Source organism: Streptomyces sp. NRRL F-6492, from assembly GCF_001280125.1.
Lineage (GTDB): Bacteria > Actinomycetota > Actinomycetes > Streptomycetales > Streptomycetaceae > Streptomyces.
Genome location: NZ_LGEG01000080.1, coordinates 12,551 through 36,653 on the forward strand (window position 1 = coordinate 12,551; position 24,103 = coordinate 36,653).

21 protein-coding genes and 2 pseudogenes are annotated in these 24,103 nt (G+C 73.1%); 17 read left to right on the forward strand and 6 right to left on the reverse strand.

The window, feature by feature from the left end; translation table 11 throughout:
- Position 1: 1 nt before the first annotated feature.
- Positions 2-1,414, reverse strand: a complete 1,413-nt coding sequence (locus ADL08_RS08890; RefSeq protein ID WP_053641525.1) for an alkyl sulfatase dimerization domain-containing protein — start codon at positions 1,412-1,414, stop codon at positions 2-4.
- 171 nt (positions 1,415-1,585) lie between these two features.
- On the opposite strand from ADL08_RS08890, the gene ADL08_RS08895 reads away from it, so the two are divergent.
- The 9 genes and pseudogenes from ADL08_RS08895 to ADL08_RS08935 all read left to right on the forward strand — a co-directional run bounded on the left by ADL08_RS08895 (position 1,586) and on the right by ADL08_RS08935 (position 10,006).
- Positions 1,586-2,824, forward strand: coding sequence for a PucR family transcriptional regulator (locus ADL08_RS08895; RefSeq protein ID WP_053641526.1), 1,239 nt, complete (start codon positions 1,586-1,588; stop codon positions 2,822-2,824).
- Positions 2,825-3,330: 506 nt separating this feature from the next.
- Positions 3,331-4,590 (forward strand): alpha/beta fold hydrolase, encoded by a 1,260-nt coding sequence (locus ADL08_RS08900; RefSeq protein ID WP_053641527.1) that lies wholly within the window; start codon positions 3,331-3,333, stop codon positions 4,588-4,590.
- 9 nt (positions 4,591-4,599) lie between these two features.
- Positions 4,600-5,232 carry an MBL fold metallo-hydrolase gene (locus tag ADL08_RS08905; protein WP_053641528.1) on the forward strand — a complete coding sequence of 211 codons (633 nt, stop codon included), beginning with the start codon at positions 4,600-4,602 and terminating at the stop codon, positions 5,230-5,232.
- A gap of 52 nt (positions 5,233-5,284) precedes the next feature.
- Positions 5,285-6,064, forward strand: a complete 780-nt coding sequence (locus tag ADL08_RS08910; RefSeq protein WP_053641529.1) for an exodeoxyribonuclease III — start codon at positions 5,285-5,287, stop codon at positions 6,062-6,064.
- Positions 6,065-6,249: 185 nt separating this feature from the next.
- Positions 6,250-6,693, forward strand: coding sequence for a DUF6278 family protein (locus ADL08_RS08915; protein ID WP_053641530.1), 444 nt, complete (start codon positions 6,250-6,252; stop codon positions 6,691-6,693).
- A gap of 174 nt (positions 6,694-6,867) precedes the next feature.
- Positions 6,868-7,615: pseudogene (locus tag ADL08_RS08920) on the forward strand (amino acid ABC transporter ATP-binding protein).
- Between the two features lie 13 nt (positions 7,616-7,628).
- A pseudogene (locus tag ADL08_RS08925) lies at positions 7,629-8,485 on the forward strand (glutamate ABC transporter substrate-binding protein).
- Between the two features lie 19 nt (positions 8,486-8,504).
- Positions 8,505-9,149 carry an amino acid ABC transporter permease gene (locus ADL08_RS08930; RefSeq protein WP_053641531.1) on the forward strand — a complete coding sequence of 215 codons (645 nt, stop codon included), beginning with the start codon at positions 8,505-8,507 and terminating at the stop codon, positions 9,147-9,149.
- The gene (locus ADL08_RS08935; protein ID WP_053641532.1) at positions 9,146-10,006 is read left to right on the forward strand and encodes an amino acid ABC transporter permease; all 861 of its coding nucleotides are present in this window, start codon (positions 9,146-9,148) and stop codon (positions 10,004-10,006) included. Before ADL08_RS08930 ends, ADL08_RS08935 begins: the two co-directional genes overlap by 4 nt.
- A gap of 37 nt (positions 10,007-10,043) precedes the next feature.
- Here ADL08_RS08935 and ADL08_RS08940 read toward each other — a convergent pair whose 3' ends face one another.
- From ADL08_RS08940 to ADL08_RS08950, 3 genes are all read right to left on the reverse strand, one after another.
- Positions 10,044-11,603: a CocE/NonD family hydrolase gene (locus tag ADL08_RS08940; protein ID WP_078968251.1), complete on the reverse strand. Its 1,560-nt coding sequence runs from the start codon at positions 11,601-11,603 to the stop codon at positions 10,044-10,046.
- Positions 11,604-11,708: 105 nt separating this feature from the next.
- The gene (locus ADL08_RS08945) at positions 11,709-12,971 is read right to left on the reverse strand and encodes a hypothetical protein (protein ID WP_053641534.1); all 1,263 of its coding nucleotides are present in this window, start codon (positions 12,969-12,971) and stop codon (positions 11,709-11,711) included.
- A gap of 123 nt (positions 12,972-13,094) precedes the next feature.
- Positions 13,095-13,847, reverse strand: a complete 753-nt coding sequence (locus tag ADL08_RS08950; protein WP_053641535.1) for a hypothetical protein — start codon at positions 13,845-13,847, stop codon at positions 13,095-13,097.
- 116 nt (positions 13,848-13,963) lie between these two features.
- Between ADL08_RS08950 and ggt the strand changes: the two genes are divergently transcribed.
- The gene (ggt, locus tag ADL08_RS08955) at positions 13,964-15,763 is read left to right on the forward strand and encodes a gamma-glutamyltransferase (protein WP_053641536.1); all 1,800 of its coding nucleotides are present in this window, start codon (positions 13,964-13,966) and stop codon (positions 15,761-15,763) included.
- 108 nt (positions 15,764-15,871) lie between these two features.
- On the opposite strand, the gene map is transcribed toward ggt, so the two are convergent.
- Complete coding sequence (gene map, locus ADL08_RS08960; RefSeq protein ID WP_053641537.1) at positions 15,872-16,639, reverse strand: type I methionyl aminopeptidase; 768 nt, start codon at positions 16,637-16,639, stop codon at positions 15,872-15,874.
- Between the two features lie 32 nt (positions 16,640-16,671).
- On the opposite strand from map, the gene ADL08_RS08965 reads away from it, so the two are divergent.
- Positions 16,672-16,929: a helix-turn-helix domain-containing protein gene (locus ADL08_RS08965; RefSeq protein WP_053641538.1), complete on the forward strand. Its 258-nt coding sequence runs from the start codon at positions 16,672-16,674 to the stop codon at positions 16,927-16,929.
- A gap of 40 nt (positions 16,930-16,969) precedes the next feature.
- On the opposite strand, the gene ADL08_RS08970 is transcribed toward ADL08_RS08965, so the two are convergent.
- Entirely contained in the window at positions 16,970-17,281 is a 312-nt protein-coding gene (locus ADL08_RS08970; protein ID WP_234352063.1) for a hypothetical protein, read from the reverse strand.
- 17 nt (positions 17,282-17,298) lie between these two features.
- On the opposite strand from ADL08_RS08970, the gene ADL08_RS08975 reads away from it, so the two are divergent.
- From ADL08_RS08975 to ADL08_RS09000, 6 genes are all read left to right on the forward strand, one after another.
- Positions 17,299-17,682 carry a PPOX class F420-dependent oxidoreductase gene (locus ADL08_RS08975; RefSeq protein WP_053641539.1) on the forward strand — a complete coding sequence of 128 codons (384 nt, stop codon included), beginning with the start codon at positions 17,299-17,301 and terminating at the stop codon, positions 17,680-17,682.
- 115 nt (positions 17,683-17,797) lie between these two features.
- Entirely contained in the window at positions 17,798-19,195 is a 1,398-nt protein-coding gene (locus tag ADL08_RS08980; RefSeq protein ID WP_107092050.1) for a UL36 very large tegument protein, read from the forward strand.
- Positions 19,196-19,461: 266 nt separating this feature from the next.
- Positions 19,462-20,304: a nitrilase-related carbon-nitrogen hydrolase gene (locus ADL08_RS08985; RefSeq protein ID WP_053641540.1), complete on the forward strand. Its 843-nt coding sequence runs from the start codon at positions 19,462-19,464 to the stop codon at positions 20,302-20,304.
- Positions 20,301-21,581: an aspartate aminotransferase family protein gene (locus tag ADL08_RS08990; protein WP_053641541.1), complete on the forward strand. Its 1,281-nt coding sequence runs from the start codon at positions 20,301-20,303 to the stop codon at positions 21,579-21,581. The genes ADL08_RS08985 and ADL08_RS08990 overlap by 4 nt, the downstream gene beginning before the upstream one ends.
- Positions 21,582-21,631: 50 nt before the next feature.
- Positions 21,632-23,035, forward strand: coding sequence for a dihydropyrimidinase (hydA, locus tag ADL08_RS08995; protein ID WP_053641542.1), 1,404 nt, complete (start codon positions 21,632-21,634; stop codon positions 23,033-23,035).
- 11 nt (positions 23,036-23,046) lie between these two features.
- A complete protein-coding gene (locus ADL08_RS09000) occupies positions 23,047-24,063 on the forward strand; it encodes a TIGR03842 family LLM class F420-dependent oxidoreductase (protein ID WP_053641543.1) in 1,017 nt (338 codons plus the stop codon).
- The last annotated feature ends 40 nt before the right edge of the window (positions 24,064-24,103 follow it).

Below are 24,103 nucleotides of genomic sequence, written 5' to 3' on the forward strand. Positions count from 1 at the left end.
GTCACGCCCCTTGCCGTGCGTCGGCATCCGCGGGCGTGCCGCATCCGCAGCCGTCGTCGTCGACGACGCCCACGCTGATGGCTCCCGCGGCCCGTCGCCGCCCCTCGTCGCTGCGCGTCAGCTCGGTGGCGACGTCCGTGCCCTCGGCGACGGCGGCGGATTCGGCGGCCGCCCAGTTGAAGACGCCGCGCGCCATCGTCGAGGTCTCCCGCTCGGCCCGGCGGGCGAAGACCTCGGCCCGGATCCGGGCGACCTCCCGGTCGGCCGGTGCGGCCAGGGCGGCGGTCTCGGCGAGGTGGGCCGCCAGGCGCAGTTCGCCGAGGCCGAGCAGCTGCCCGGCCCGGTCCGCCAGCGCTCGGGCGCCGCCCGCCGCGTCGGCGAGTTCGGCGGCCAGCGCCGCTTCGGGGGCCGGCTTGAGGTGCGCCGGGTTCTGGTCGTACCAGCCGCCCCACAGCCGCCAGAGGTTGCGCACGACGAACTCCGGCTCGTCGTACGCCGGGTGGAGGTACGGCTTCTCCAGGAGGCCCGGCGGAACCTTCACCCCGTGCAGCACCTCGTCCAGACGCGCCCCGGCGTTCATGAGGTCCCGTGTCTGGTCGCACAGCGACTCCAGGAGCTCGGCCGTGTCGCCGAGGGCCTGACGGATGCGGTCGGAGCCGAGGATCGGCACCCCGTGCCCGGGGAGCAGGACCTCGGCGTCCAGCTCCTGCATGTCGCGCAGCGCCCGTGCCCACTCCACCGGATAGCGCTGCACCTTCTGCGGGTTGCCGGCGTTCGGCGAGTTCCAGATGAACAGGTCACCGGTGCACAGGGTGCGCAGCTCCGGGATCCACACGTAGGTGTGGTCGTCCGTCTCCCCGCGCGCGTGCACCAGCTCGAAGGTCAGCTCTCCCCGGCGCACGGTGAGCCGGTCCCGGTAGGTGGTGTCGGGGTAGCGGTACTGCGTCGGCCACTGCAGGGACGGGACGCCGAACTGCCGCCGGTTGATCCACGTGTTGTACCCGGCGGTCTCGCGGTAGCGGTCGAAGCGTGCCGCCACCGCCTCGTGGGCGAAGACCTCGGGGCGCTCCGTGCCCGCGTCGGCCGCCTCCTGGTCGAACGGCGCCAGGCCGAAGACGTGATCCACGTGACCGTGGGTGTAGACGACCGCGCTCACCGGATCCGCCGAGTGGTCGCGCACCGACGCGTGCAGCCGGGACGCCGTCCGGATGTCGCCGGAGTCGATCAGCACCAGACCGTCACCGGTGTCGAACACCGACACGTTCGCGAAGGCCGGGAAGAGCGCGGTCCGCTCGCCGACCGCCACGAGACCGCCGTCGGCGAACTCTCCCGTGAAGTGGGCCAGCAGCGACTCCTCGCCGGACCAGACCCGGTCCGCGTACTCCATGTAACCGCTCGCACTGTGTTCCGTCATAACACCCGGCTCCTCGTACGTCAGCCCGGGGACCGCGTCCCGCGTCCCCTCGCGTGGCCCTCTGATGTCTGTAGAGTCTGCGCCGGAGCCCGACGGGGAGACACCCGCGGTCTTCACAGTGGTTCGCGGCATCGGCTGTGACCCGTCACAACCCCCAGGGAGGAAGCCTCGATGCCGAGTGCCCCGCCGCCCGGACGCCAGGGCGCGTACCCGGCTCCCTCACCCGCCGCCCAGGCCCTTGCCGCCCGGTGCGAGAGCCGCGTCAACGAGCTCGCCCGCCGCATGGCCCGGGAATCCTTCGAACGACTCCCCGGGTACCGCGACCTCCCCACCGACGTGAAGGACGTGGAGGTCGCCGCGACGGTCCGCCACGGGCTGCGCCTCTTCCTGCACCGCGTGCGTGATGCCCGGGACGACGACGGGGACTACCGCCTCTTCCGGGAGCGCGCCGCCCAGCGCGCCGACGAGGGCATGCCCCTGCACACGCTGCTGCGCAGTCACTCGACGGCCGTCCACGTCCTGTGGCAGGCCCTCAGGGACGAGGCCGTCGCCGGGGAGGAAGCCGCGCTCCTGGAACTCGTCGACCTCCTCCTGCGCGGTCACGAAGCCGTCATCGGAGCCGTCGCCGAGACCTACCTCGACGAGCAGGCCGCGCTCTTCGCCGAACGCCGCGAACACCACCGGTCCCTGGTGCGCGGGCTGCTGGACGGCTCGCTGCCTCCCGCGCGGGCCTTCGAGGAACTGGGCCTCGAAGGCCCCGCTCTCGTCGTCCACCTGCACGTCCCGCGGGAGCGGGATCCGGCGGCCTCGGCCGTCGCGGACCGTCGCCGGGTGCGCCGCGTGCAGACCGTTCTCGACCGCGCCCTCGGATCCGGGGCGGTGTCGCTGCTCGATGTCGACGGCGGCCACGTGATCGCTCCGCGGCGGACGGACGACACCGACGGCGTCCGCGCCTGCGAGGAGCTGGCCGTCCGGCTCCGGCAGGTGTGCGGTCACGACGTCCGGCTGGCCGCGGTCACCGCCGCCACGGCCCAGGACGTGCCGGCCGCCGCCCGCACCGCCACCGACATCGTCCGGGTCGCCCGCGCCTGCGGACGCCCCGCCGGCCCGCACCGCATGGACGACGTCCTGCTGGAGTACCACCTCTCCCGCCACGACGAGAGCAGCGACCGCATCGCCGCCCTTCTCGATCCCGTCGGTGACCGGCCCGAACTCGTCGAGACCCTGCGCGTCCACCTCGAACACCGGCTGGACCGGCGCGGCACCGCCCACCGCCTCGGGCTGCACCCCAACACCGTGGACAACCGGCTGGCCAGGATCACCGAACTCACCGGCCTCGACGTCGCCTCCCCCCGCGGCAGCGCCCTGGCACTGGCCGCCCTGCTGCTGCGCGGCGACGCGCCCCGGTGACCGTCGCGGGAGCGGCGACCGGGTGTGCGGGGACCGGCGCTCCGGGGCGGGGAGTTCCACCCGTGCGCCCGGCGCGACGCGCCGGAGACCTCCGAAGCCGTCGGCCCCAGCTCGGAACGTCGCTGCGTATGAGGACGAGTCGAGGCGCTGGCCCCGAAACGGTAAGCGGACGAATCTGCCGACGCCTTGACCCGCCTCGTCCGCCCAGCGTCTGAGTCCCGCTTCGGTGAGGGCTTCGACGATCCCGTGCTGCCGTGCGGCGGTCAGGTCGTGAGTCGAGCCGGGCGGAGCCGGTGAGACCCGGAGCAGCCGTCCGAACGGACTCCGGTCGCCCCGACGGGCAGCAGCACGGCCACTCCCGCAGGACTCGCCCCGAGCGAATCACCGCGACCGCGCGGGCGGACGGGAATCGTCGGTGGTGCCGGATCCGGCACCCGGCCGGAGCGGGAGCCGCTAGGTTCGACCTGGTGATGTGAGAGCTTGTGAGAGATGAGAGGGTCTAGCGGGTGAGTGAGACACCACCGAACACCCTGCAGCACCGCGTCGACGGGCGAGAGGACGCTCCGGTCCTGGTCCTGGGGCCCTCCCTGGGCACCACGTTCCACATGTGGGACCGGCAGATCCCCGACCTCACGCGGGACTGGCGGATCGTACGCTTCGACCTCCCCGGACACGGCGGCGCGCCCGCGCAGCCCTTCAGCTCCGTCGCCGAGCTGGGCGACCGGCTGCTCGCCACCCTCGACGCGCTCGGGATCCAGCGCTTCGGGTACGCGGGCTGCTCCCTCGGCGGGGCCGTCGGGCTCGACCTCGCGCTGCGGGCGCCCCACCGGGTCGCCTCGCTCGCCCTGGTCGCCACCTCGCCCCGGTTCGGCACCGCCGACGAGTTCCGGCAGCGGGGCGTCATCGTGCGGGCCAACGGTCTGGAGCCGATGGCCCGCACCGCCCCCGAGCAGTGGTTCACCCCGCTCTTCGCCGGCGCGCAGCCCGCCATCGTCGACTGGGCCGTGCAGATGGTCCGCACGACCGACCCCGCCTGCTACATCGCCGCCTGCGAGGCCCTCGCCGTCTTCGACGTCCGCGAGGCCCTCGGCCGCGTCGGCGTCCCCGCGCTCGTGCTCGTCGGCTCCGAGGACCAGGTCACCGGGCCCGCCGAGGCCCGCACCCTGGTCGCCGGCATCGCCGACGCCCGGCTCGCCGTCGTCCCCGGCGCCTCCCACCTCGCCCCCGTCGAGCAGCCCGCCGCCGTCACCGACCTGCTCCTCGACCACTTCGCCGGGACGGTCCAGGACACCAGCGGCACCCTGACCGTGCCGCCGCTCCCCGCGGGACCGGCGCCCGCCGCCGAGCCCGCGGCCCCCGCCCCGGCCGCCGAGCCCGCCGGGGACGCCCGCCCCGACCCGTACGAGCGGGGGCTCGGGCTGCGCCGCGAGGTGCTCGGCGACGCCCAGGTGGACCGGGCCCTCGCCGAGGACCCCGACGGCACCCTCCAGGGGCTCGTCAACCGCTACGAGTGGGGCGAGGTCTGGAGCCGCGCGGGCCTCGACCGGCGCGTCCGCAGCGCCGTCACCCTCACCGCCCTCCTCGCCGGGGGCCACCGGGAGGCCCTCGCGGACCACACCCGGGCCGCCCTCCGCAACGGCCTCTCGCCCGACGAGATCCGCGAGATCGTGCTCCACGCGGGCGTGTACTGCGGCCTCCCGGCCGCCGAGACCGCCCTGCGGGTCGTCGCCCGCGTCATCGCGGAGGAGACCACGCCCCCGGCGTAGCCTGGACGCGTGAAGCTGACGAAGAAGTCCCACGCCTGCGTCCGGCTGGAGAAGGACGGGCGGACGCTCGTCCTCGATCCCGGCGGGTTCACCGAGGGGGACGCCGCCCTCGGGGCCGACGCGCTGCTCGTCACCCACGAGCATCCCGACCACTTCGACGAGGGCCGGCTGCGGGCCGCCCTGGAGGCGAACCCGGCCGCCGAGATCTGGACGCTGCGCAGCGTCGCCGAGCGGATCTCGGCGGCCTTCCCCGGCCGGGTGCACACCGTCGGCCACGGCGACGCCTTCACGGCCGCCGGGTTCGACGTCCAGGTGCACGGCGAGCTGCACGCGGTGATCCACCCCGACATCCCGCGCATCACCAACGTGGGCTACCTCGTCGACGGCTCCGTCTTCCACCCCGGCGACGCGCTCACCGTGCCCGACCACCCCGTCGACACGCTCCTGCTGCCCGTCATGGCCCCCTGGAACAAGATCTCCGAGGTCATCGACTACGTGCGCGAGCTGAAGCCGCGCCGGGCGTACGACATCCACGACGCCCTGCTCACCGACCTCGCCCGGCCGATCTACGACCGCCAGATCGGCGAACTCGGCGGCACCGACCACTCCCGGCTCGCCCCGGGGCACTCCGCCGACGTCTGAGACGGCCCCGGAGGACCGGCCGTTGTCGGTGCCCGCCAGTAGGCTTGCGCCCATGCGCATCGCCACCTGGAACGTCAACTCGATCACCGCCCGGCTGCCCCGTCTCCTGGCCTGGCTGGAGAGCAGCGGCACCGACGTGCTGTGCATCCAGGAGACCAAGTGCACCGCCGAGCAGTTCCCCACCGAGGAACTGCGCGAACTGGGCTACGAGTCGGCGGTCAACGCCACCGGACGGTGGAACGGCGTCGCGCTGCTCTCCCGCGTCGGCCTCGACGACGTGGTCACGGGCCTGCCCGGCGGCCCGGAGTACGACGGGGCGCAGGAGCCCCGGGCGGTCTCCGCGACCTGCGGCCCGGTCCGCGTCTGGTCGGTGTACGTGCCGAACGGCCGCGAGGTCGCCCACGAGCACTACGCCTACAAGCTGCGCTGGCTTGAGGCGCTCAGGACGGCCGTCGGGGAGGACGCGGCGGGGGACCGCCCCTTCGCGGTCCTCGGCGACTACAACATCGCGCCGGCCGACGAGGACGTCTGGGACGTCGCCGTCTTCGAGGGCGCCACGCACGTGACGGAGCCGGAGCGGGCCGCGCTCGCGGCCCTGCGCGAGACGGGCCTGCGCGACGTGGTCCCGCGCCCCCTCAAGTACGACCACCCCTTCACCTACTGGGACTACCGCCAGCTCGGCTTCCCGAAGAACAAGGGCATGCGCATCGACCTGGTCTACGGCAACAAGTCCTTCGCCGAGGCGGTCGCGGACAGCTACGTGGACCGCGAGGAGCGCAAGGGCAAGGGCGCCTCGGACCACGCCCCCGTCGTCGTCGACCTCGACGTGTAGGACCGCCCGCCCGGCGGATCGCGACCGGTCCGGGCGAATCACGGTCGGCCCGGTGCATCGGGGTCGGCCCCGGCGCATCGCGGCCGGTCACGGCGGTGTGCGGCCGTCCCGGCGGGGCGGCCGCCCGGAAACGATCTCCGCGCGCCGAGTGGTGGACCGGGAGGTGCCGGTGCGAGGCTGTTCGGATGAACATCCCGTTTCTGGACAGCTGGCGCAAACGTCACCACCTCGACTCCCCGGGCTCCCCGCCGGCCGCCGCCTTCGACCGCGCCCCGGACGGGATGGCCGAGCTGTTCGCCGAGTGCGAGCTGCTGCGCACCCGGGTCGCGGAGGCCGGGGTGGCGCTCGACGACACCCCGCGCTCCCTCCAGGAGCTCGACCAGCTGCCGCCCCGCTGGCGGGAAGACCCGGAGGGACTGCCCTGGTTCGGGAACGACGCCGGGCTCTACCTCGGCACGGTGATCGTCCGCAACGTCCCGGCCGCCCGCTGGCAGATGCGCCCCGGCGGCGGCCCGGTGGTGCAGCTCGCCTCCGGCCGGGAGATCCAGGTCGTCGAGGCCGGTCTCGACTGGGCGATGACGGGCGCGCCGCAGCTCTCCCAGGTGTACGCGGAGGCCGCCGAGTACTGACGCGGACCCCTTGGCCCGCCACCCTTCCGCAGTAAATACGGCTTATCCATGTTTCACGTGTGTCGCCCTTGAAGTCCCTTTTGCGGTGGATAGTTTGCCTGGACCGCGGCCCCCACGGGTGACGCGGCCCCCACGGGAAACGCGACACCGCTGAGGAATGGGGCAGGGCAGCGCATGGCCGTCGTCGATCCGCTGATCGAACTGCGTGGCGTCAACAAACACTTCGGCGCCCTGCACGTCCTCCAGTCCGTCGACCTCACCGTCGGCCGCGGGGAGGTGGTCGTCGTCATCGGCCCCTCCGGATCCGGCAAGTCCACCCTCTGCCGGGCGATGAACCGCCTGGAGCGCGTCGAGTCGGGCGAGATCCTCATCGACGGACAGCCGCTCCCCGAGGAGGGCCGGGCGCTGGCCCGGCTGCGGGCCGAGGTCGGCATGGTCTTCCAGTCGTTCAACCTCTTCGCGCACAAGACCGTCCTCGCGAACGTCTCCCTCGCGCAGATCAAGGTCCGGGGGCGCAAGAAGGAGGAGGCCGACCGGCGTTCGCGCGCACTCCTCGCCCGGGTCGGACTCGCTTCGCAGGCCGACAAGTTCCCGGCCCAGCTCTCCGGCGGCCAGCAGCAGCGCGTGGCGATCGCCCGCGCGCTCGCGATGGACCCGAAGGTCATGCTCTTCGACGAGCCGACCTCGGCCCTCGACCCCGAGATGATCAACCGAGGTCCTGGAGGTCATGCGGCAGCTGGCCCGGGACGGCATGACGATGGTGGTCGTCACCCACGAGATGGGCTTCGCGCGGTCCGCCGCCAACCGGGTCGTCTTCATGGCCGACGGCCGGATCGTCGAGGACCGCGCGCCGGAGGAGTTCTTCACCGCCCCGCGCAGCGAGCGCGCCAAGGACTTCCTCTCCAAGATCCTCAAGCACTGACCGGACGGGAACCATGCAGCGTACGCACCGGACCCTGGCCGCGCTCGCCCTGCTGCTCGCCGCGGCGGCGGCGCTCGGCGGCTGCGGCCGGGAGGGCAGCCCGCCCGTCAAGGGCCCGCAGCCCGACCAACTCCCCGTCTACCAGGTGCGGTCGGACTTCACCCTGCCCGACTCGGCCACCTGGAACCGGGCGAAGAAGCGCGGCCGGCTCGTCGTCGGCGCCAAGGAGGACCAGCCCTACATGGGGGAGAAGGACCCCGCCTCCGGCCGCTACTCCGGCTTCGACATCGAGATCGCCAAGATGATGGCGGCCTCCCTCGGCAGAACGGCCAGATCGACTACTACGTCGGCACGTACACCATCAACGACAACCGCAAGAAGCTCGTGGGGTTCGCCGGGCCGTACTACCTGGCCGGACAGTCCCTCCTCGTCCGCACCGACGAGCACGACATCGACGGACCCCAGGACCTCGCCGGCAAGCGGGTCTGCTCCGCCGCGGGCTCCACCCCGTACCAGCGGATCGAGAAGGACCACCCGCAGGCCGAACTCGTCGCCTACGACACGTACTCCGTCTGCGTGGACAACCTGCTGACCTTCCAGGTCGACGCGGTCACCACCGACGACACAATCCTCCTCGGCTACGCGGCCAAGGTCCCCGACGAGCTCAAGGTGGTCGGCAGGCCGTTCTCCGAGGAGCCGTACGGCATCGGCGTCCCCCGCGACGACAACGCGCTCCGCTTCGCCCTCGACGACGCCCTCGCCGCCCACGAGGAGAGCGGCGACTGGAAGAAGGCGTACGACGCCACCCTCGGCCTCTCCGGGGTCCCCGCCCCGCCGCCGCCCGCCATCGACCGCTACCCCGCGGGCTGATCCGCAGGAGCCTCCCGACATGGACGTCCTGACCGACAACTTCTCGATCTACGGAAAGGGGTTCCTCGGCACCGTCGAACTCACCGTCTACGCCTCGGCGCTCGCCCTCGTCCTGGGCTTCGTCATGGCCTCCTTCCGGGTCGCGCCCGTCGGCTCCCTCCGGGTCTTCGGCACGACCTGGGTGACCGTCCTGCGCAACACCCCCCTGACCCTGCTCTTCTTCGCGGTCATGCTGGGGCTGCCCCGCTTCGGACTCGTCCTGCCCTTCCAGCTGTTCGCGGTCCTCGCCCTCGGCTGCTACACCTCGGCCTTCGTCTGCGAGGTGCTGCGCTCCGGCATCAACACCGTGCCGCGCGGCCAGGGCGAGGCGGCCCGCAGCCTGGGCATGACCTTCACCCAGACCCTCGGCACGGTCGTCCTGCCGCAGGCCTTCCGCACCGTCATCCCGCCCATCGGCTCGACCCTGATCGCCCTCGCCAAGAACTCCGCGATCGCGGGCGCGTTCAGCGTCACCGAACTCCTCGGCACCTACAAGACGCTGAGCGAGCTCGGCTACAACATCGTCTGGACCTTCGTCTGGATCGCCGTCGGCTACCTGATCATCACCCTCACCATCAGCGCCCTCTTCCACGTGATGGAGAAGTGCTGGGGAGTCGCCCGATGACCACCGAGTCCACCGCCCTCTACGACGTCCCCGGGCCCGGCGCCCGGCGGCGCCACCTCCTCTACGGCCTCCTCTCCACCGCCGTGATCCTCGCCCTGGCCGGCTGGATCCTCCACCTCCTGTTCGACACCGGGCAGTTCACCTCCGCCAAGTGGTCGCCCTTCCTCTACGAGGGCATCCAGGAGCTGCTGCTCAGGGGCCTCGGCAACACCCTGAAGGCCTTCGCCTGCGCGTCGGTCCTCTCGCTCGTCCTCGGCGCCGTCCTGGCCGCCGGACGCCTCTCCGAACACCGCGTCCTGCGCTGGACCTCCACCCTCTTCGTGGAGTTCTTCCGCGCCATGCCCGTCCTCGTGATGATCTTCTTCGTCTTCGTGGCGCTGAAGGCGCAGCCGCTGCCCGCCCTGGTCACCGGACTGACCCTCTACAACGGCTCCGTGCTCGCCGAGGTCTTCCGCACCGGCGTCCACGCCGTCGCACGCGGCCAGGGCGAGGCCGCGTACGCGCTCGGCATGCGCAAGACGCAGGTGATGACGTACGTCCTCGTGCCCCAGGCCGTCCGCGCGATGCTGCCCGCCATCATCAGCCAGCTGGTGGTGGCCCTGAAGGACACCTCGCTCGGATTCCTCATCACCTACGAGGAGTTCCTGCACGCGGGCAAGCTGATCGCGTCCGACCTCGACTACGACCTGCCGTTCATCCCCGTCGTGCTCGTCATCTCGCCGATCTACATCGGGATGTGCGTGCTGCTCTCCTGGTGCGCCACCCGGGTGGCCCGCAGGGAGCGCCGCGACCCGAGGACGAAGGCCGCGGACGTCGCTCCGGCCGGACCGGGAGGGCCGCCGCCGGGACAGGGGTAGCGGGCGGGAGCCGCACCCGCCCGGCGGCGGCCGGAGATCACTCCTTCCGCAGCGGCACCGACACGTACGACGGGTCGGCCGCCGGGGAGGAGAAGGTCAGCTGCGCGCCGGTCGGGTTGTGCTCGATGTAGAGCGGGTCGACGGTGTCGACGACCAGCGCGAGCCGGTGCCCGGCGGGCACGTCGTACGCCGTGGAGAACAGCTCCAGGTCGACGACGAACGGCTGCCCCGGCGCCTTGCCGTGGAAGGTGTACGGGGCGTTGCTGACCAGCTTGCCGACGCCGAGCGGGCCCACGTCGTAGAGGTACGCGACGAGGGTGCCGCTCTCCTCGGTGGAGGCGACCGTGGTGTGCACCTTCACCGTGCCGCGCACCCGCTGCGGGGCGTCGTACCGCTCGGACTGCCAGACGCCGGCGAAGGAGCGGGGGAGGAGGGGGACGGAGACGACGGGCGGGGTGCGGAGGAACTGGTCCAGGGCGTTGGTGAGCAGGGTGACCCCGCCGTTGGCGCCGGAGTCGACGTTCGCCCACACCCGCTGCGTGCCGCCGAGGTCGAACGTGCGCTGGTTCGCGTGCACGGACTTCCAGTCCGGATAGCCCTCGTAGCCGCCCGTCGAGCGGGACTTGAGCTGGACGGGCTGCTCGCGGTCGATGCCGTTGTCGGCGCCCTTGAGGTAACGGTCGAACCAGCGCCGGGCGTTGGTCCAGGTGTCGTTGGGCAGTCCGAAGAGACCGGTGAGTTCGGCGGTGGCGTGGTCGCCGGGGCGGAACTCCAGGCGCTTGGGGCCGGTGAGCTTCTCGTAGAAGCTCGCGTACTGGTTGGGCGGGAAGATGGTGTCGCCCCAGGCGTTGCCGAGCATGATCGCGGCGCCGTTGGCGTTGATCCGGTCCAGGTGGGTCACCGGGGAGCGCGTGCGGCCCCAGGCGATCATGTCCTCCTCCTTGGCCAGGTTGGAGGAGAGGAAGTCGCTGAGGATCTGCTTGAGTTCGGGGCCCGGGCGGCCGGTGAGGGCCCCGGCGCCGCCGAGCAGGGCGGCGGCCTGGAGGTGCTGGGTCCGGCCGCTGTAGATGGACTCGATGAGGTCGGCCCAGCCGCTGAGCGCGGTGACGGCCTTGACCCTCGGGTCGTGCGCGGCGGCGAGCAGGCTGATCCCGGCGCCGTACGAGACGCCTCCCATGCCCACCCGGTCGGGGTCGGCGGCGGTGTTGGCCAGGGCCCAGTCGATCACCTTGGAGGCGTCGGCGACGTCCTTGGGGCCCGCGGTCTCGATCTCCCCGCCGGACTGCCAGAAGCCGCGCGAGTTGTAACTCACCACGACGTAACCGGCGTCGGCGAGCTTCTGCGCCGGGACGAGGTACTCGATCTGGGGCATGGCCCAGCTGGTGGGCAGCACGATCAGGGGGTGGCGGGCGCCGGCGGCGGACCCGGCGGGGGTGAGGACGTTCGCCTTGAGGACGGTGCCGCCCTCTCCCGCGATGTCGACGAAGCGGATGCCGGTGGAGCCGCCGGCCTCCGCGGCCTGCGCGGCGGGGGCGAGCCCGAGGGCCGTCCCGGCCACGAGGGCGGCCGAGACGGCGAGGACCAGGGATGTGCGCACGGGGCACTCCTCACTGGGGACGCCGATGGGTGGTCGGCGATGGGGGGCAGCGAAAGTGACCCGACGGTAACCGCAGGTGCTTACCCGAGGTAACTCCCCGGTAAGTTACGTGGCGGTAACGATTGGCGTCCGGTCGGCACCGCCGAACAGGCCCACGGCCTCCGCGAAGTCCGCGCGGGCCTCCTGGTACCGCTCGGCCGCGACGAGGAACATCGCCCGGTCGGTCAGGGCCCGGGGGAGTCCTTCCGCCGAGCGCCGGGCGAGCGCCACCTCCTCGTCGAAGAGCGGCCGGAGCGGTTCCTCGATCCGATGGGTGCGGTTCTCGTGGAAGAGGGCGGACCGCACGGTCAGCCGGCGGTGCACGGCCGCGAGTTCGGTGAGCCGCCCCGCCGCCGACAGGCGCGCGGCCTCGGCCTCCAGGGCGGGGACGCCGTCGAAGTAGGCCTTCCGCGTGTCCCGCGACCAGCGGTGGAGGTGGGTGCCGAACGCTGGCGCCGGGGCCTCCGGCGACGCGGGAGGCTCCGCCGTCCGGGCCGACAGGGCGTACGGGGTGGTCCACCAGGAGAGGATGTCGCTCCAGTTCCTGGGCTCGCCGGACTCCGCGAGCCGGTCGAGGACCGCGAGGGCCTCCCGCCGGTCCGCGCCGGCCTCCCCGTGCCGTCCGGCGGCGTCCAGCATCCGGGAGCGGTGCACGAGTTCCCACACCAGGCGGGCCAGCGGGGCGGAGCCGCTCTCCGTCTCCCGCCGCGTGTCGTCCACGAGACCGGTGAAGACCGCCACCGCCTCCTCGCGCCGGCCGGCCGCCTCCAGCTCCGCCGCCCGCGCGACCGCAGACCAGAAGGAGTCCTCGGTCTCCGCGCCGGCGCCCCGCATCCGCAGGTCCGCCGCCTCCCCGTGGCGCCCCTCCTCGGCCAGTACGACGGCCAGCCGACCGCTTCCGCGCTCCGGATACGCCGCCTGCCCCCGCTCGAAGCCGAGCCGCCCGGCCTCGGCCATCTCCTCGCACACCGCGCGTCCCTCGGCCCGCCGCCCCAGCTCGAAGAGCGTGCGTTCGTAGTCCCTCAGGGCGCCGAGGAGCAGGTCCGTCCTCCTCGGGTGGTCGGCGCCGATGCGGCGGGCCGCGTCCACGGCCTCCGCGTACAGCACCAGTTCCCGCTCCGGGCCGCGCCTGCGCCCCACCTCGTCCCCGTACCGGCCCAGCGCTCCGGCGAGCTTCGGCAGATACGCCGCCGGGCTCACCCTCGCCAGGACCCGGTACGCCTCGACCTCCTGGGCCAGGCCGAGCCGCCCCGACCCGAGCAGCATCGTCCTCGCCCGCAGGACCGCGTCCTGATCGATGTTCTGACCGGTGTTCTCGGAGTGATTCATGACGGTGATTCTGGGAGCCGGGGGAGGGACCGGACAAGGCTCGCGAACTGTGCGTTCGGTCCTACGAAAAACGCCTCTGACCTGTCATGATGGTGACGTCTTCACCCCGTCGGGCCCCTCCGGTCAGGCCGCTGCCGCCGGTTCGGCGGCGGAGGGCTCGGGAGCCGGGGGAGCCGTACGGGCCGCGCGCGTCACGTCGGCCACCAGTTCCACCACGTCGGGGCCGTACGCCTCCGAGTTGACCACCTTCAGGAGCAGCACGAACGAGCCGCCGCGGTGGCGGCGGGCCAGGGTCTCGTGGTGGCGGGCCAGGTAGCGGGTCGCCGCCTGGTTGGTGATCGCCCGCTGGCCGCAGAAGAGGAAGACCGGCCGGTGGCCCTCCCCGGCCGTGAGCCGGGCCAGGATCACGTACTCCGACAGCCCCTTCTCCATGAGGTACCGCTCGGCGCCTATCGTGATCGAGCCCCGGACCTCGGACGGCTCGACGTCCACGTTCACCTTCACCCCCGGCAGCAGGGTGGCCAGGTGAGCGGCCATGCGCCTGTTCGAGTACGGCCCGCCCACGCAGAACTCGGTGCGGTCGCCGAAGCCCTGGTGGGTCTGGTCCTGCGACAGGATGCGCGCCTGCGCGCCGCAGTCCTTGACGAGCGCGGAGAGTTCGAGCATCGCGAAGACGTCGTAGCGGTGCACCACGTTGTCCCCGCCGGCCTCCCTGTTGACCACGAGCAGGCACTCCGAGCCTCCGGGCAGCCCGAAGAACGCCTGCTTGCGGCGGAGTCCGCGCCGCCAGCGGTACGTACGGCCGAGCCAGCCGAGGGAGGCGCTGACGCCGGTGGCGAGCACCCCGAGCACGATGTTGCGCACGTCTTCGTTCATGGGCGCGCATGCTAGCGGCCGTTCGGCTTCCGGTTCGAGATCCCGTTCGAGGCGTTCCTGACGGGAGGGGCGGGAGGAAGTTACGCTGCGCGGACGGTTGTTGACTGGAGGTACGAATGCGTCGCTCCGCCGCTGGCAAGGTCTCCGTTCTCGCCGTCACGGCGACGGTGTTCTCGATGGGCGCCGCCGCGCCGCCGACGGCGGTGGGGCCACCCGTCAAGGAGCCCGTCGCGACCGGCTACGGCGGAGCCGTCGCCAGTGTCGACGCCGACGCCTCGGCCGCCGGGATCGAGATCCTCCGCAAGGGAGGCAACGCGGTCGACGCCGCCGTCGCCGTCGCGGCCGCGCTCGGCGTCACCGAGCCCTACTCGGCCGGCATCGGGGGCGGCGGCTACTTCGTCCACTACGACGCGAAGAGCCGCAGCGTGCACACCATCGACGGCCGCGAGACCGCGCCCCGCTCCGCCGACGCGAACCTCTTCACGGAGAACGGCGCCCCCATCCCCTTCGAGGAGGGCATGACCAGCGGGCGCGGCGTCGGCACCCCCGGCACCCCGGCGACCTGGCGGTCCGCCCTCGACGCCTGGGGCAGCAAGCGGCTCTCCACCCTGCTCGAACCCGCCGAGCGCCTCGCCCGCGAGGGCTTCACCGTCGACGAGACCTTCCGCTCCCAGACGGCCGCCAACGAGGCCCGCTTCCGCGACTTCCCGGCCAGCGCCGACCTCTTCCTGCCCGGCGGGCAACTGCCCGCGGTCGGCTCCCGCTTCAGGAATCCCGACCTGGCCCGTACGTACGAGAAGCTCGGCCGCGAGGGTATCGGCGCGCTCTACAAGGGGCCGCTCGCCCGGGACGTCGTCAACACCGTCCGCAAGCCGCCCGTCCGTCCCGGTGCCACCCGGAACGTCCGCTCCGGCGACCTGACGGAGCGCGACCTGGCGTCGTACCGGACCGTGTTCCGCGCGCCGACGAAGGTCGCGTACCGGGGGCTCGACGTCTACGGCATGGCCCCCTCCTCCTCCGGCGGCACCAGCGTCGGCGAGGCGCTCAACATCCTGGAGAACACCGACCTCTCCCGCGCCTCGCAGGCCCGCTACCTGCACCGCTTCATCGAGGCGAGCCGCATCGCCTTCGCCGACCGGGGCCGCTGGGTCGGGGACCCGGCCTTCGAGTCCGTGCCGACGCGCGGGCTGCTCTCCCAGCGGTTCGCGGACTCCCGCGCCTGCCTGATCCGCGACGACGCCGTCCTGACCAGCCCGCTCGCGCCCGGCGACCCCCGCGACCCGGCGGCGTGCGCCCCCGGCGGGACCGCGGCCCCGACCACGTACGAGGGCGAGAACACCACCCATCTGACGGTGGCCGACAAGTGGGGCAACGTCGTCGCGTACACCCTCACCATCGAGTCCACCGGCGGCAGCGGGATCACCGTGCCCGGCCGGGGCTTCCTGCTCAACAACGAGCTGACCGACTTCTCCTTCGCCCCGGCGAACCCGGCCGTGCACGACCCGAACCTGCCCGGCCCCGGCAAGCGGCCGCGCTCCTCGATCTCCCCGACGATCGTCCTCGACCGCCACGACAGGCCCGTCCTCGCGCTCGGCTCCCCGGGCGGCGCCACCATCATCACCACGGTCCTGCAGACCCTCACCGGAGTCGTCGACAGGGACCTGCCGCTCGTCGAGGCGATCGCCGCGCCGCGCGCCAGCCAGCGCAACCAGACCACCACCGAACTCGAACCCGGCCTGTGGAACAGCCCCGTCCGGGCCGAACTGGAGGCGATCGGGCACGGCTTCCGGCAGAACCCGGAGATCGGCGCGGCGACCGGCGTCCAGCGCCTGCCGGACGGCCGCTGGGTGGCCGCGGCGGAGAAGGTCCGCCGGGGCGGCGGCTCCGCGATGGTGGTCCGGCCGGCGGGGAGGTAGCCGGCTCTTCCCCGGGGCGCCCCACGGCTCCCCGGGCTCCTCAGGTTCCCCGGGCTCCCCGGGGCCTCCGGGGGCTCCCCGGGTCTTCCCGGGCCTTCCCGGGGATCCCTACAGCGCCGTCAGGATGCGCGGGCCGTCGTCCGTGATCGCCACCGTGTGCTCGGCGTGCGCGGCGCGCGAGCCGTCGACCGTGCGCATCGTCCAGCCGTCCCCCGCCGTGTAGTAGTCGTCCGTGCCGCCGCCGACGAGCATCGGCTCGATCGCCAGCGTCATCCCGTGGCGCAGCTTCATGCCCCGGCCCGGGCGTCCCTCGTTGGGGACGCCCGGGTCCTCGTGCATGGTGCGGCCGATCCCGTGCCCGCCGAAGCCGTCCGGGATGCCGTACCCGGCGGCCCGGCACACCCGGCCGATCGCGTGCGCGACGTCCCCGATCCGGTTGCCGACGACGGCCGCCGCGATCCCGGCCTCCAGGGCCTCCTCGGCCGTGGCGATCAGCCGCGCGTCCTCCGGCCGGGCCCGGCCGACCGTGAAGCTGACGGCCGAGTCGCCCGCCCAGCCGCCGAGCAGCGCCCCGCAGTCCGCCGACACCAGGTCGCCCGGCGCGAGCCGGGTGTCGTCCGGGACGCCGTGCACGATCGCGTCGTTCACCGACAGGCACACCACCGCCGGGAACGGCACCGGCGCCCACTCCGGGCGGTAGCCGAGGAAGGGCGAGGCGGCGCCCGCCTCGTCCAGCACCTCGCGCGCGACCCGGTCCAGGTCGGTCAGCCGGACACCGGGCGCCGCCTTCTCCCGCACGGCCGCCAGGGCACGCGCCACCACCCGTCCGGCCTCGCGCATGGCCGCCAGGGATTCGTTCGTCTTGATCTCCACCATGCCAATTACTATACCGGTATTAGAATGGCGTCATGGTGCGCACACCCCTGACCCCCGAAGAGCGCGAGCGCGGCGAGCGCCTGGGCCTCCTCCTGCGCTCGGCGCGCGGCGAGCGGTCCATGGCCGAGATCGCCGCGGCCGCCGGCCTCTCCGCCGAGACCCTCCGCAAGATCGAGACCGGCCGGGCCCCGACCCCGGCCTTCTTCACCGTCGCCGCCCTCGCCGGAGTCCTCCAGCTCTCCATGGACCAACTGGTGGCCCACTGCTCCCCGGTCCCGGCTCCGGCCTGAGCCGGAGTCGGGAGCGGGGCCGGGGCCGGGGCCGGGTTCCTCAGGGGGACGCGGCCAACTGGACCCGGCCGTGGCGGGGGCGCCCGATCTCGTCCAGGAGCGCCCGCGCCGGATCGGCGTGCGCGATGCGGCCCGGCCCGTCGACGACCCGGCCCACCGCCGTCCGGTACCCGCCCACCGGCTCCGCCTCCGGATTCAGGTCCGGCGGCACCACCATCAGCCGGTCGAGCTCCGGCCCCGCCTCGGCCGTGAGCAGTTCGAACTCGGCCGCGTGGCCCCGCGCGAAGGCCCGCGCCCACGCGTCCGAGGCCCGCACCGCGTACGGGCGGACGGGCGGAGGGGGCCGACGCACCCCGTAGGCTCCCGGACATGATCCCCGAGGAGCTGCGGCGCGGCCGCTACGTCAGCCTGACCACCTTCCGGAAGAACGGCACGGGGGTGGCGACGCCCGTCTGGTACGCGGTGGAGGGCTCCGAGCTGTACGCCTGGACCCGCACCGACTCCTGGAAGGTCAAGCGGCTGCGGAACGACCCCCGGGTCGTGGCCGCCGTCTGCGACGTGCGCGGCAACGTCCCCGAGGGTGCCGAGCGCGTGACCGGCGAGGCCCGCCTGGTGACGGGCGAGGAGCTGCGGCGCGTCCGGAAGCTGCTCCTGCGCAAGTACACCTGGCAGTTCTGGTTCATCGACGTGCCGGCCACCGTCTTCCGGCTCGGCAAGCGCCCGCACACCGGGATCGTCGTGCGCTTCCCGTGAGCGCGCCGACCGGGCACCCGCACGAAAACGGTCCGTAGTCGTCCCGTAACACGACTGCGGTCCAATACCCGCGGACCGTACGGTTCCAGTCGACTGCGGGGCAGGTGCGTGACGCATGACGGTGACTCAGCAACCGGCGGAAATCGCCGAGTTCACCCACTGGCTGGCGGGTCTCACGGCCCGCCTCCGGCCGGACGCCGGCTGGTACGCGGTCTTCGCCGCACGCGACCCGGAGGGCCTGCGCGCCTGTCTCGACGGTATGGAACTCCTGCCCTGGGACGTCGTTTCGTCCCTGCTCCAGGACGCCGGGGAGGCCACCGGCGGATCCTTTACGGCCCGGGGCCGCGCACTGTACGCGGCGGCGGCGGGCGTCCACGACCGCCGGCCCGGCGCGGCGGCGGCGCTCGCCGAGCGCCGGGAGCTCATGGAACGCGAACGCCGGTACGCCGAGTCCCGCGCCCGCGAACTGGTCGAACGGCTCCGCGCGGTCCCGGGCCCGGACCCCGAGGAGGCCGCCCGCCTGGAGCACGACCTCGCCTGGACCCACGACGACCGGGCCAGGGCCGTCGCCCGCGTCGCGGAACTGACGGCACGGCTGGCGGGGACGGGGGAGCGGGGCCGGGACCGGGCCTTGGGGGGCGGGGCCCCGGCGGACCGCGCTCCGGCCCCGCCGTGGACCCCGGAGCCTCCGTCGGCTCCTGTCGGCCGGGCCGCGACGACTCCGGCGGCCTCCGCGTCCCCCGCCCCCGGCTCCCCCGCGAGGCCGGAGCGGCCGGCGAAGGCCGCGAAGGCCGGGCGCCGTCCCCGGGGCGCCCGGTACGCCTGGCTGGAGGAGAGCGACGGGACGCGGGAGGCGGAGGCCGTACCCGCGCCCGTGCTCCCGGCAGGCGGCGCGGCACCCCGGGGCGCCCGCTTCGGAGGCACCGCCGGGCCCGAGGAGACGGGCGCGGGCCCGGCCGGGGGCCCGGCGGAGGACCCCGCCGAGGCCGCCCGCGCCGCCGCGAACGCCGTCTACGCCCTCCGGAGGCTCCGCGCCCGGGGCCGCAGCGGCGAGGCCCACGTCCTGCTCTGCGAGGCGCTCGGCGGTCCGCCCGGCCGGCTGCCCGCGCTCGCCGACGAACTGCACCGGGCCGGGCTCGGCGCGGACTGGGCCACCCTGCTCTGGGAGGCGGCCTCGCTGCCGCCCGACCGGCTCGCCGCCGTCGCCGGCGTCCTCGCGGACGCGGGCCGGACGGCCGACTGCGAGCAGCTCCTCCGCCAGGGCGTGGCCCGCCCGGTCGAGGAACTGGCCGGGGCCTGCGCCGCCCTGCACGCCGAGGAGCACCACCGCGAGGCCCACGCCCTCCTGACCGCCTTCGTCCGCGTCCGCGCCCCCGAGGACGCGGCCCGCCTCGCGGGCGCCGACCCGCGCGGACTCGTCCCCCAACTCCTCGACGCGGCCCGCGCGGTGTCCGCCTCCCGCGAGCGCGACCTCCTCCACGCCCTCCGCGTGGCGGGCCTGGCGGGCGCCTGAGGAGCCACGTACGCCGAAGCCGAAGCCGAAGCCGAGCCGAGCCGAGCGGGACCGGACCGGACCGGACCGGACCGCTGGGCGTGCCCGTACGCCTCCCCACGTGTCGGTACGTGTCCGATGTGGACCACTCGGGTATGAAACATGATCGACCCGGCCGGTTCACGGCGGCGGTCTTGCTCCGGGGTGTGACGGGGCTTACGTTCTCCTCCTACGCACCGCGTCTACGTGCGTAGAGGCTCTCTGACGCCGTGCCGAAGGAGCAGCTCATGACCGACGTCGTACGCGCCGCGCTCGTCCAGGCATCCTGGACCGGCGACACCGAATCCATGATCGCCAAACACGAGGAGTACGCCCGGGAGGCCGCCCGGCAGGGCGCGAAGGTGATCGGCTTCCAGGAGGTGTTCAACGCCCCCTACTTCTGCCAGGTGCAGGAGGCCGAGCACTACCGCTGGGCCGAGCCCGTCCCCGACGGACCGACCGTCAGCCGGATGCGGGACCTCGCCCGCGAGACCGGGATGGTGATCGTGGTCCCCGTCTTCGAGGTCGAGGGCGAGGGCTTCTACTACAACACCGCCGCCGTGATCGACGCCGACGGCAGCTACCTCGGCAAGTACCGCAAGCACCACATCCCCCAGGTCAAGGGCTTCTGGGAGAAGTACTACTTCCGCCCGGGGAACGCCGGCTGGCCGGTCTTCGACACCGCCGTCGGCAAGGTCGGCGTCTACATCTGCTACGACCGCCACTTCCCGGAGGGCTGGCGTGAACTGGGCCTCAACGGAGCCCAGTTGGTCTACAACCCGTCCGCCACCCACCGCGGCCTCTCGGCCCACCTCTGGCAGCTGGAGCAGCCGGCCGCCGCCGTCGCCAACGAGTACTTCGTCGCCGCGATCAACCGCGTCGGCGTCGAGGAGTACGGCGACAACGACTTCTACGGCACCAGCTACTTCGTCGACCCGCGCGGCCGCTTCGTCGGCGACGTCGCCTCCGACAAGGCCGAGGAACTCGTCGTCCGCGACCTCGACTTCGGCCTCATCGAGCAGGTCCGGCAGCAGTGGGCCTTCTACCGGGACCGCCGCCCCGACGCGTACGACGGGCTGGTGAAGCCGTGAACGACCTGTACGACCGGCACAAGGCCGTCATCCCCGACTGGGTCGCCCTCTACTACCGCGACCCCGTCGAGATCACCCACGGCGAGGGCCGCCACGTCTGGGACGCCGAGGGACGCAGGTACCTCGACTTCTTCGGCGGCATCCTCACCACCATGACCGCCCACGCCCTGCCCGAGGTCACCAAGGCCGTCACCGAGCAGGCCGGGCGGATCATCCACTCCTCGACGCTCTACCTCAACCGGCCCATGGTGGAACTGGCCGAGCGGATCGCCGGACTCTCCGGCATCCCCGACGCCCGCGTCTTCTTCACCACCTCTGGCACCGAGGCCAACGACACCGCCCTCCTCCTGGCCACCGCGCACCGCGGCTCGAACCAGATCCTGGCGATGCGCAACAGCTACCACGGCCGCTCCTTCTCCACCGTCGGCATCACCGGCAACCGCGCCTGGTCGCCCACCGGCCTCTCCCCGCTCCAGACGCTCTACGTGCACGGCGGCGTCCGCACCCGCGGCCCCTACGCCGAGTACGACGACGAGCGGTTCACCGAGGCCTGCGTCGCCGACCTCGAAGACCTCCTCGGGCACACCCGGAACGTCGCCGCCCTCATCGCGGAGCCGATCCAGGGCGTCGGCGGCTTCACCTCCCCGCCCGACGGCCTGTACGCCGCCTTCCGTCGCGTCCTCGACCGGCACGGCATCCTGTGGATCGCGGACGAGGTGCAGACCGGCTGGGGCCGCACCGGCGAGCACTTCTGGGGCTGGCAGGCCCACGGCCAGGCCGGGCCGCCCGACATCCTCACCTTCGCCAAGGGCATCGGCAACGGCATGTCGGTCGGCGGGGTCGTCGCCCGCGCCGAGGTCATGAACTGCCTCGACGCCAACTCCATCTCCACCTTCGGCGGTTCGCCGATCACCATGGCCGCCGGGCTGGCCAACCTCTCGTACCTCCTGGAGCACGACCTCCAGGGCAACGCGCGCCGGGTCGGCGGACTCCTCCTCGAACGCGTCCGGGCCGCCTGCGCCGGCGTCCCCGCCGTACGGGAGGTGCGCGGCCGCGGCCTCATGATCGGCATCGAACTCACCGAACCGGGCACCGACCGCGCGAACCCGGACGCCGCGGCCGCCGTCCTGGAGGCGGCCCGCGAGAACGGCCTGCTCATCGGCAAGGGCGGCGGCCACGACACCAGCACCCTGCGCATCGCCCCGCCCCTCTCCCTCACCGTCTCCGAGGCGGAGGAGGGCGCCGCGCTGCTGGAGGCGGCCCTCCGTTCCCTGTAGCCCCCCGCAGGCCGCCCCGTAGCCCCGACTCAGCGACCAGGGAGAGTCCCGTGAGCACCCGTACCCTCATCCGGGGCGGTCTCGTCGTCACCGCCGCCGACGAAGTCCACGCCGACGTGCTGATCGAGGACGGCCGCGTGGCCGCCCTCGCGGCCCACGGCTCGGACGCGGCGGCCGGCTGGACCGCCGACCGGACCATCGACGCCACCGACCGCTACGTCATCCCCGGCGGCGTCGACGCCCACACCCACATGGAGCTGCCCTTCGGCGGCACCTCCGCCTCCGACACCTTCGAGACCGGCACCCGCGCCGCCGCCTGGGGCGGCACCACCACCATCGTCGACTTCGCCGTCCAGAGCGTGGGCCACACCCTGCGCGAGGGGCTCGACGCCTGGTACGCCAAGGCCGACGGCGTCTGCGCGATCGACTACGCCTTCCACATGATCCTCTCCGACGTCAACGAGCACACGCTCAAGGAGATGGACCGGCTCGTCCAGGAGGGCATCTCCTCCTTCAAGCTCTTCATGGCCTACCCCGGCGTCTTCTACAGCGACGACGGGAAGATCCTGCGCGCCATGCAGCGCTCCGCCGACAACGGCGGGCTGATCATGATGCACGCCGAGAACGGCATCGCGATCGACGTCCTCGTCGAACAGGCCCTCGCCCGGGGCGAGACCGACCCCCGCTACCACGGCGAGGTCCGCAAGGCCCTCCTGGAGGCGGAGGCCACCCACCGCGCGATCCAGCTCGCCCGGGTGGCCGGCGCCCCGCTCTACGTCGTGCACGTGTCGGCCCAGGAGGCGGTGGCCGAGCTGGCGGCGGCCCGCGACAAGGGGCTCCCCGTCTTCGGCGAGACCTGCCCCCAGTACCTCTTCCTGTCCACCGACAACCTCGCGGAGCCGGGCTTCGAGGGCGCCAAGTACGTGTGCAGCACGCCCCTGAGGCCGAAGGAGCACCAGGCGGCGCTGTGGCGGGGCCTGCGCACCGACGACCTCCAGGTGGTCTCCACCGACCACTGCCCCTTCTGCTTCACCGGGCAGAAGGACCTCGGCCGCGGCGACTTCTCCAAGATCCCCAACGGCCTTCCCGGGGTGGAGAACCGCATGGACCTCCTCCACCAGGCCGTCGTCGACGGGCGCATCTCGCGGCGCCGCTGGATTGAGATCGCCTGCGCCGCCCCGGCCCGGATGTTCGGCCTCTACCCGAAGAAGGGGACGCTCGCGCCGGGCGCCGACGCCGACGTCGTCATCTACGACCCGCACGCCACCCAGGTGCTGTCGGCCGGGACCCACCACATGAACGTCGACTACTCGGCGTACGAGGGGAGGACCGTCACCGGGCAGGTCGAGACGGTCCTCTCGCGCGGCGAGCCCGTCATCGACCAGCGGAAGTACGTCGGCCGCGCCGGGCACGGGGCCTTCACCCCCCGCTCCACCTGTCAATACCTGAACTAGGAGACCGTGCCTTGGACTTCGGACTCGTCCTGCAGACCGACCCGCCCGCCTCGCAGGTCGTCGGGCTGATGCGCCGGGCGGAGCGCAACGGCTTCCGCTACGGCTGGACCTTCGACTCCGCCGTGCTGTGGCAGGAACCCTTCGTCGTCTACAGCCAGATCCTCGCCAACACCACCAAGCTGCACGTCGGTCCCATGGTCACCAACCCGGGCACCCGCACCTGGGAGGTGACGGCCTCCACCTTCGCCACCCTCAACGACATGTTCGGCAACCGCACGGTGTGCGGGATCGGGCGCGGCGACTCGGCGATGAGGGTCGCCGGACGCAAGCCGAACACCCTGGCCCGCCTGGGCGAGGCCATCGACGTCATCCGCGACCTGGCGGAGGGCCGCGAGGCCGAGGTCGACGGCAACCCGATCCGCATCCCGTGGATCAAGAACGGAAAGCTGCCGGTGTGGATGGCCGCGTACGGACCCAAGGCCCTCGCGCTGGCCGGGCAGAAGGCCGACGGGTTCATCCTCCAGCTCGCCGACCCGTTCCTGACCGAGTGGATGGTCAAGGCGGTCCGGCAGGCCGCCACCGACGCCGGCCGCGACCCCGACGCCCTCACGATCTGCGTCGCCGCCCCGGCGTACGTGACGGCCGACGACTCCCCGGAGGCGCTCGCCCACGCCCGCGACCAGTGCCGCTGGTTCGGCGGCATGGTCGGCAACCACGTCGCCGACCTGGTGGCCAAGTACGGCGAGCACTCGGGAATGGTGCCGGAGGAACTCACCGCGTACATCAAGAACCGGCAGGGCTACGACTACTCCCACCACGGCCGGGCCGGAAACCCCGACACCGCCTTCGTCCCCGACGAGATCGTCGACCGCTTCTGCCTCCTCGGCCCCGCCGACGCCCACGTCGAGAAGCTGCGACGGCTCCGGGACATGGGCGTGGACCAGTTCGCGGTGTACGCGATGCACGACGCCAGGGAGTCCGCGATCGACGCGTACGGCTCCGAGATCATCCCGGCGCTCGCCCCGTAACCCCTCCCTCTCCCGCAACCCCTCCCTCTCCCGGTGCCCA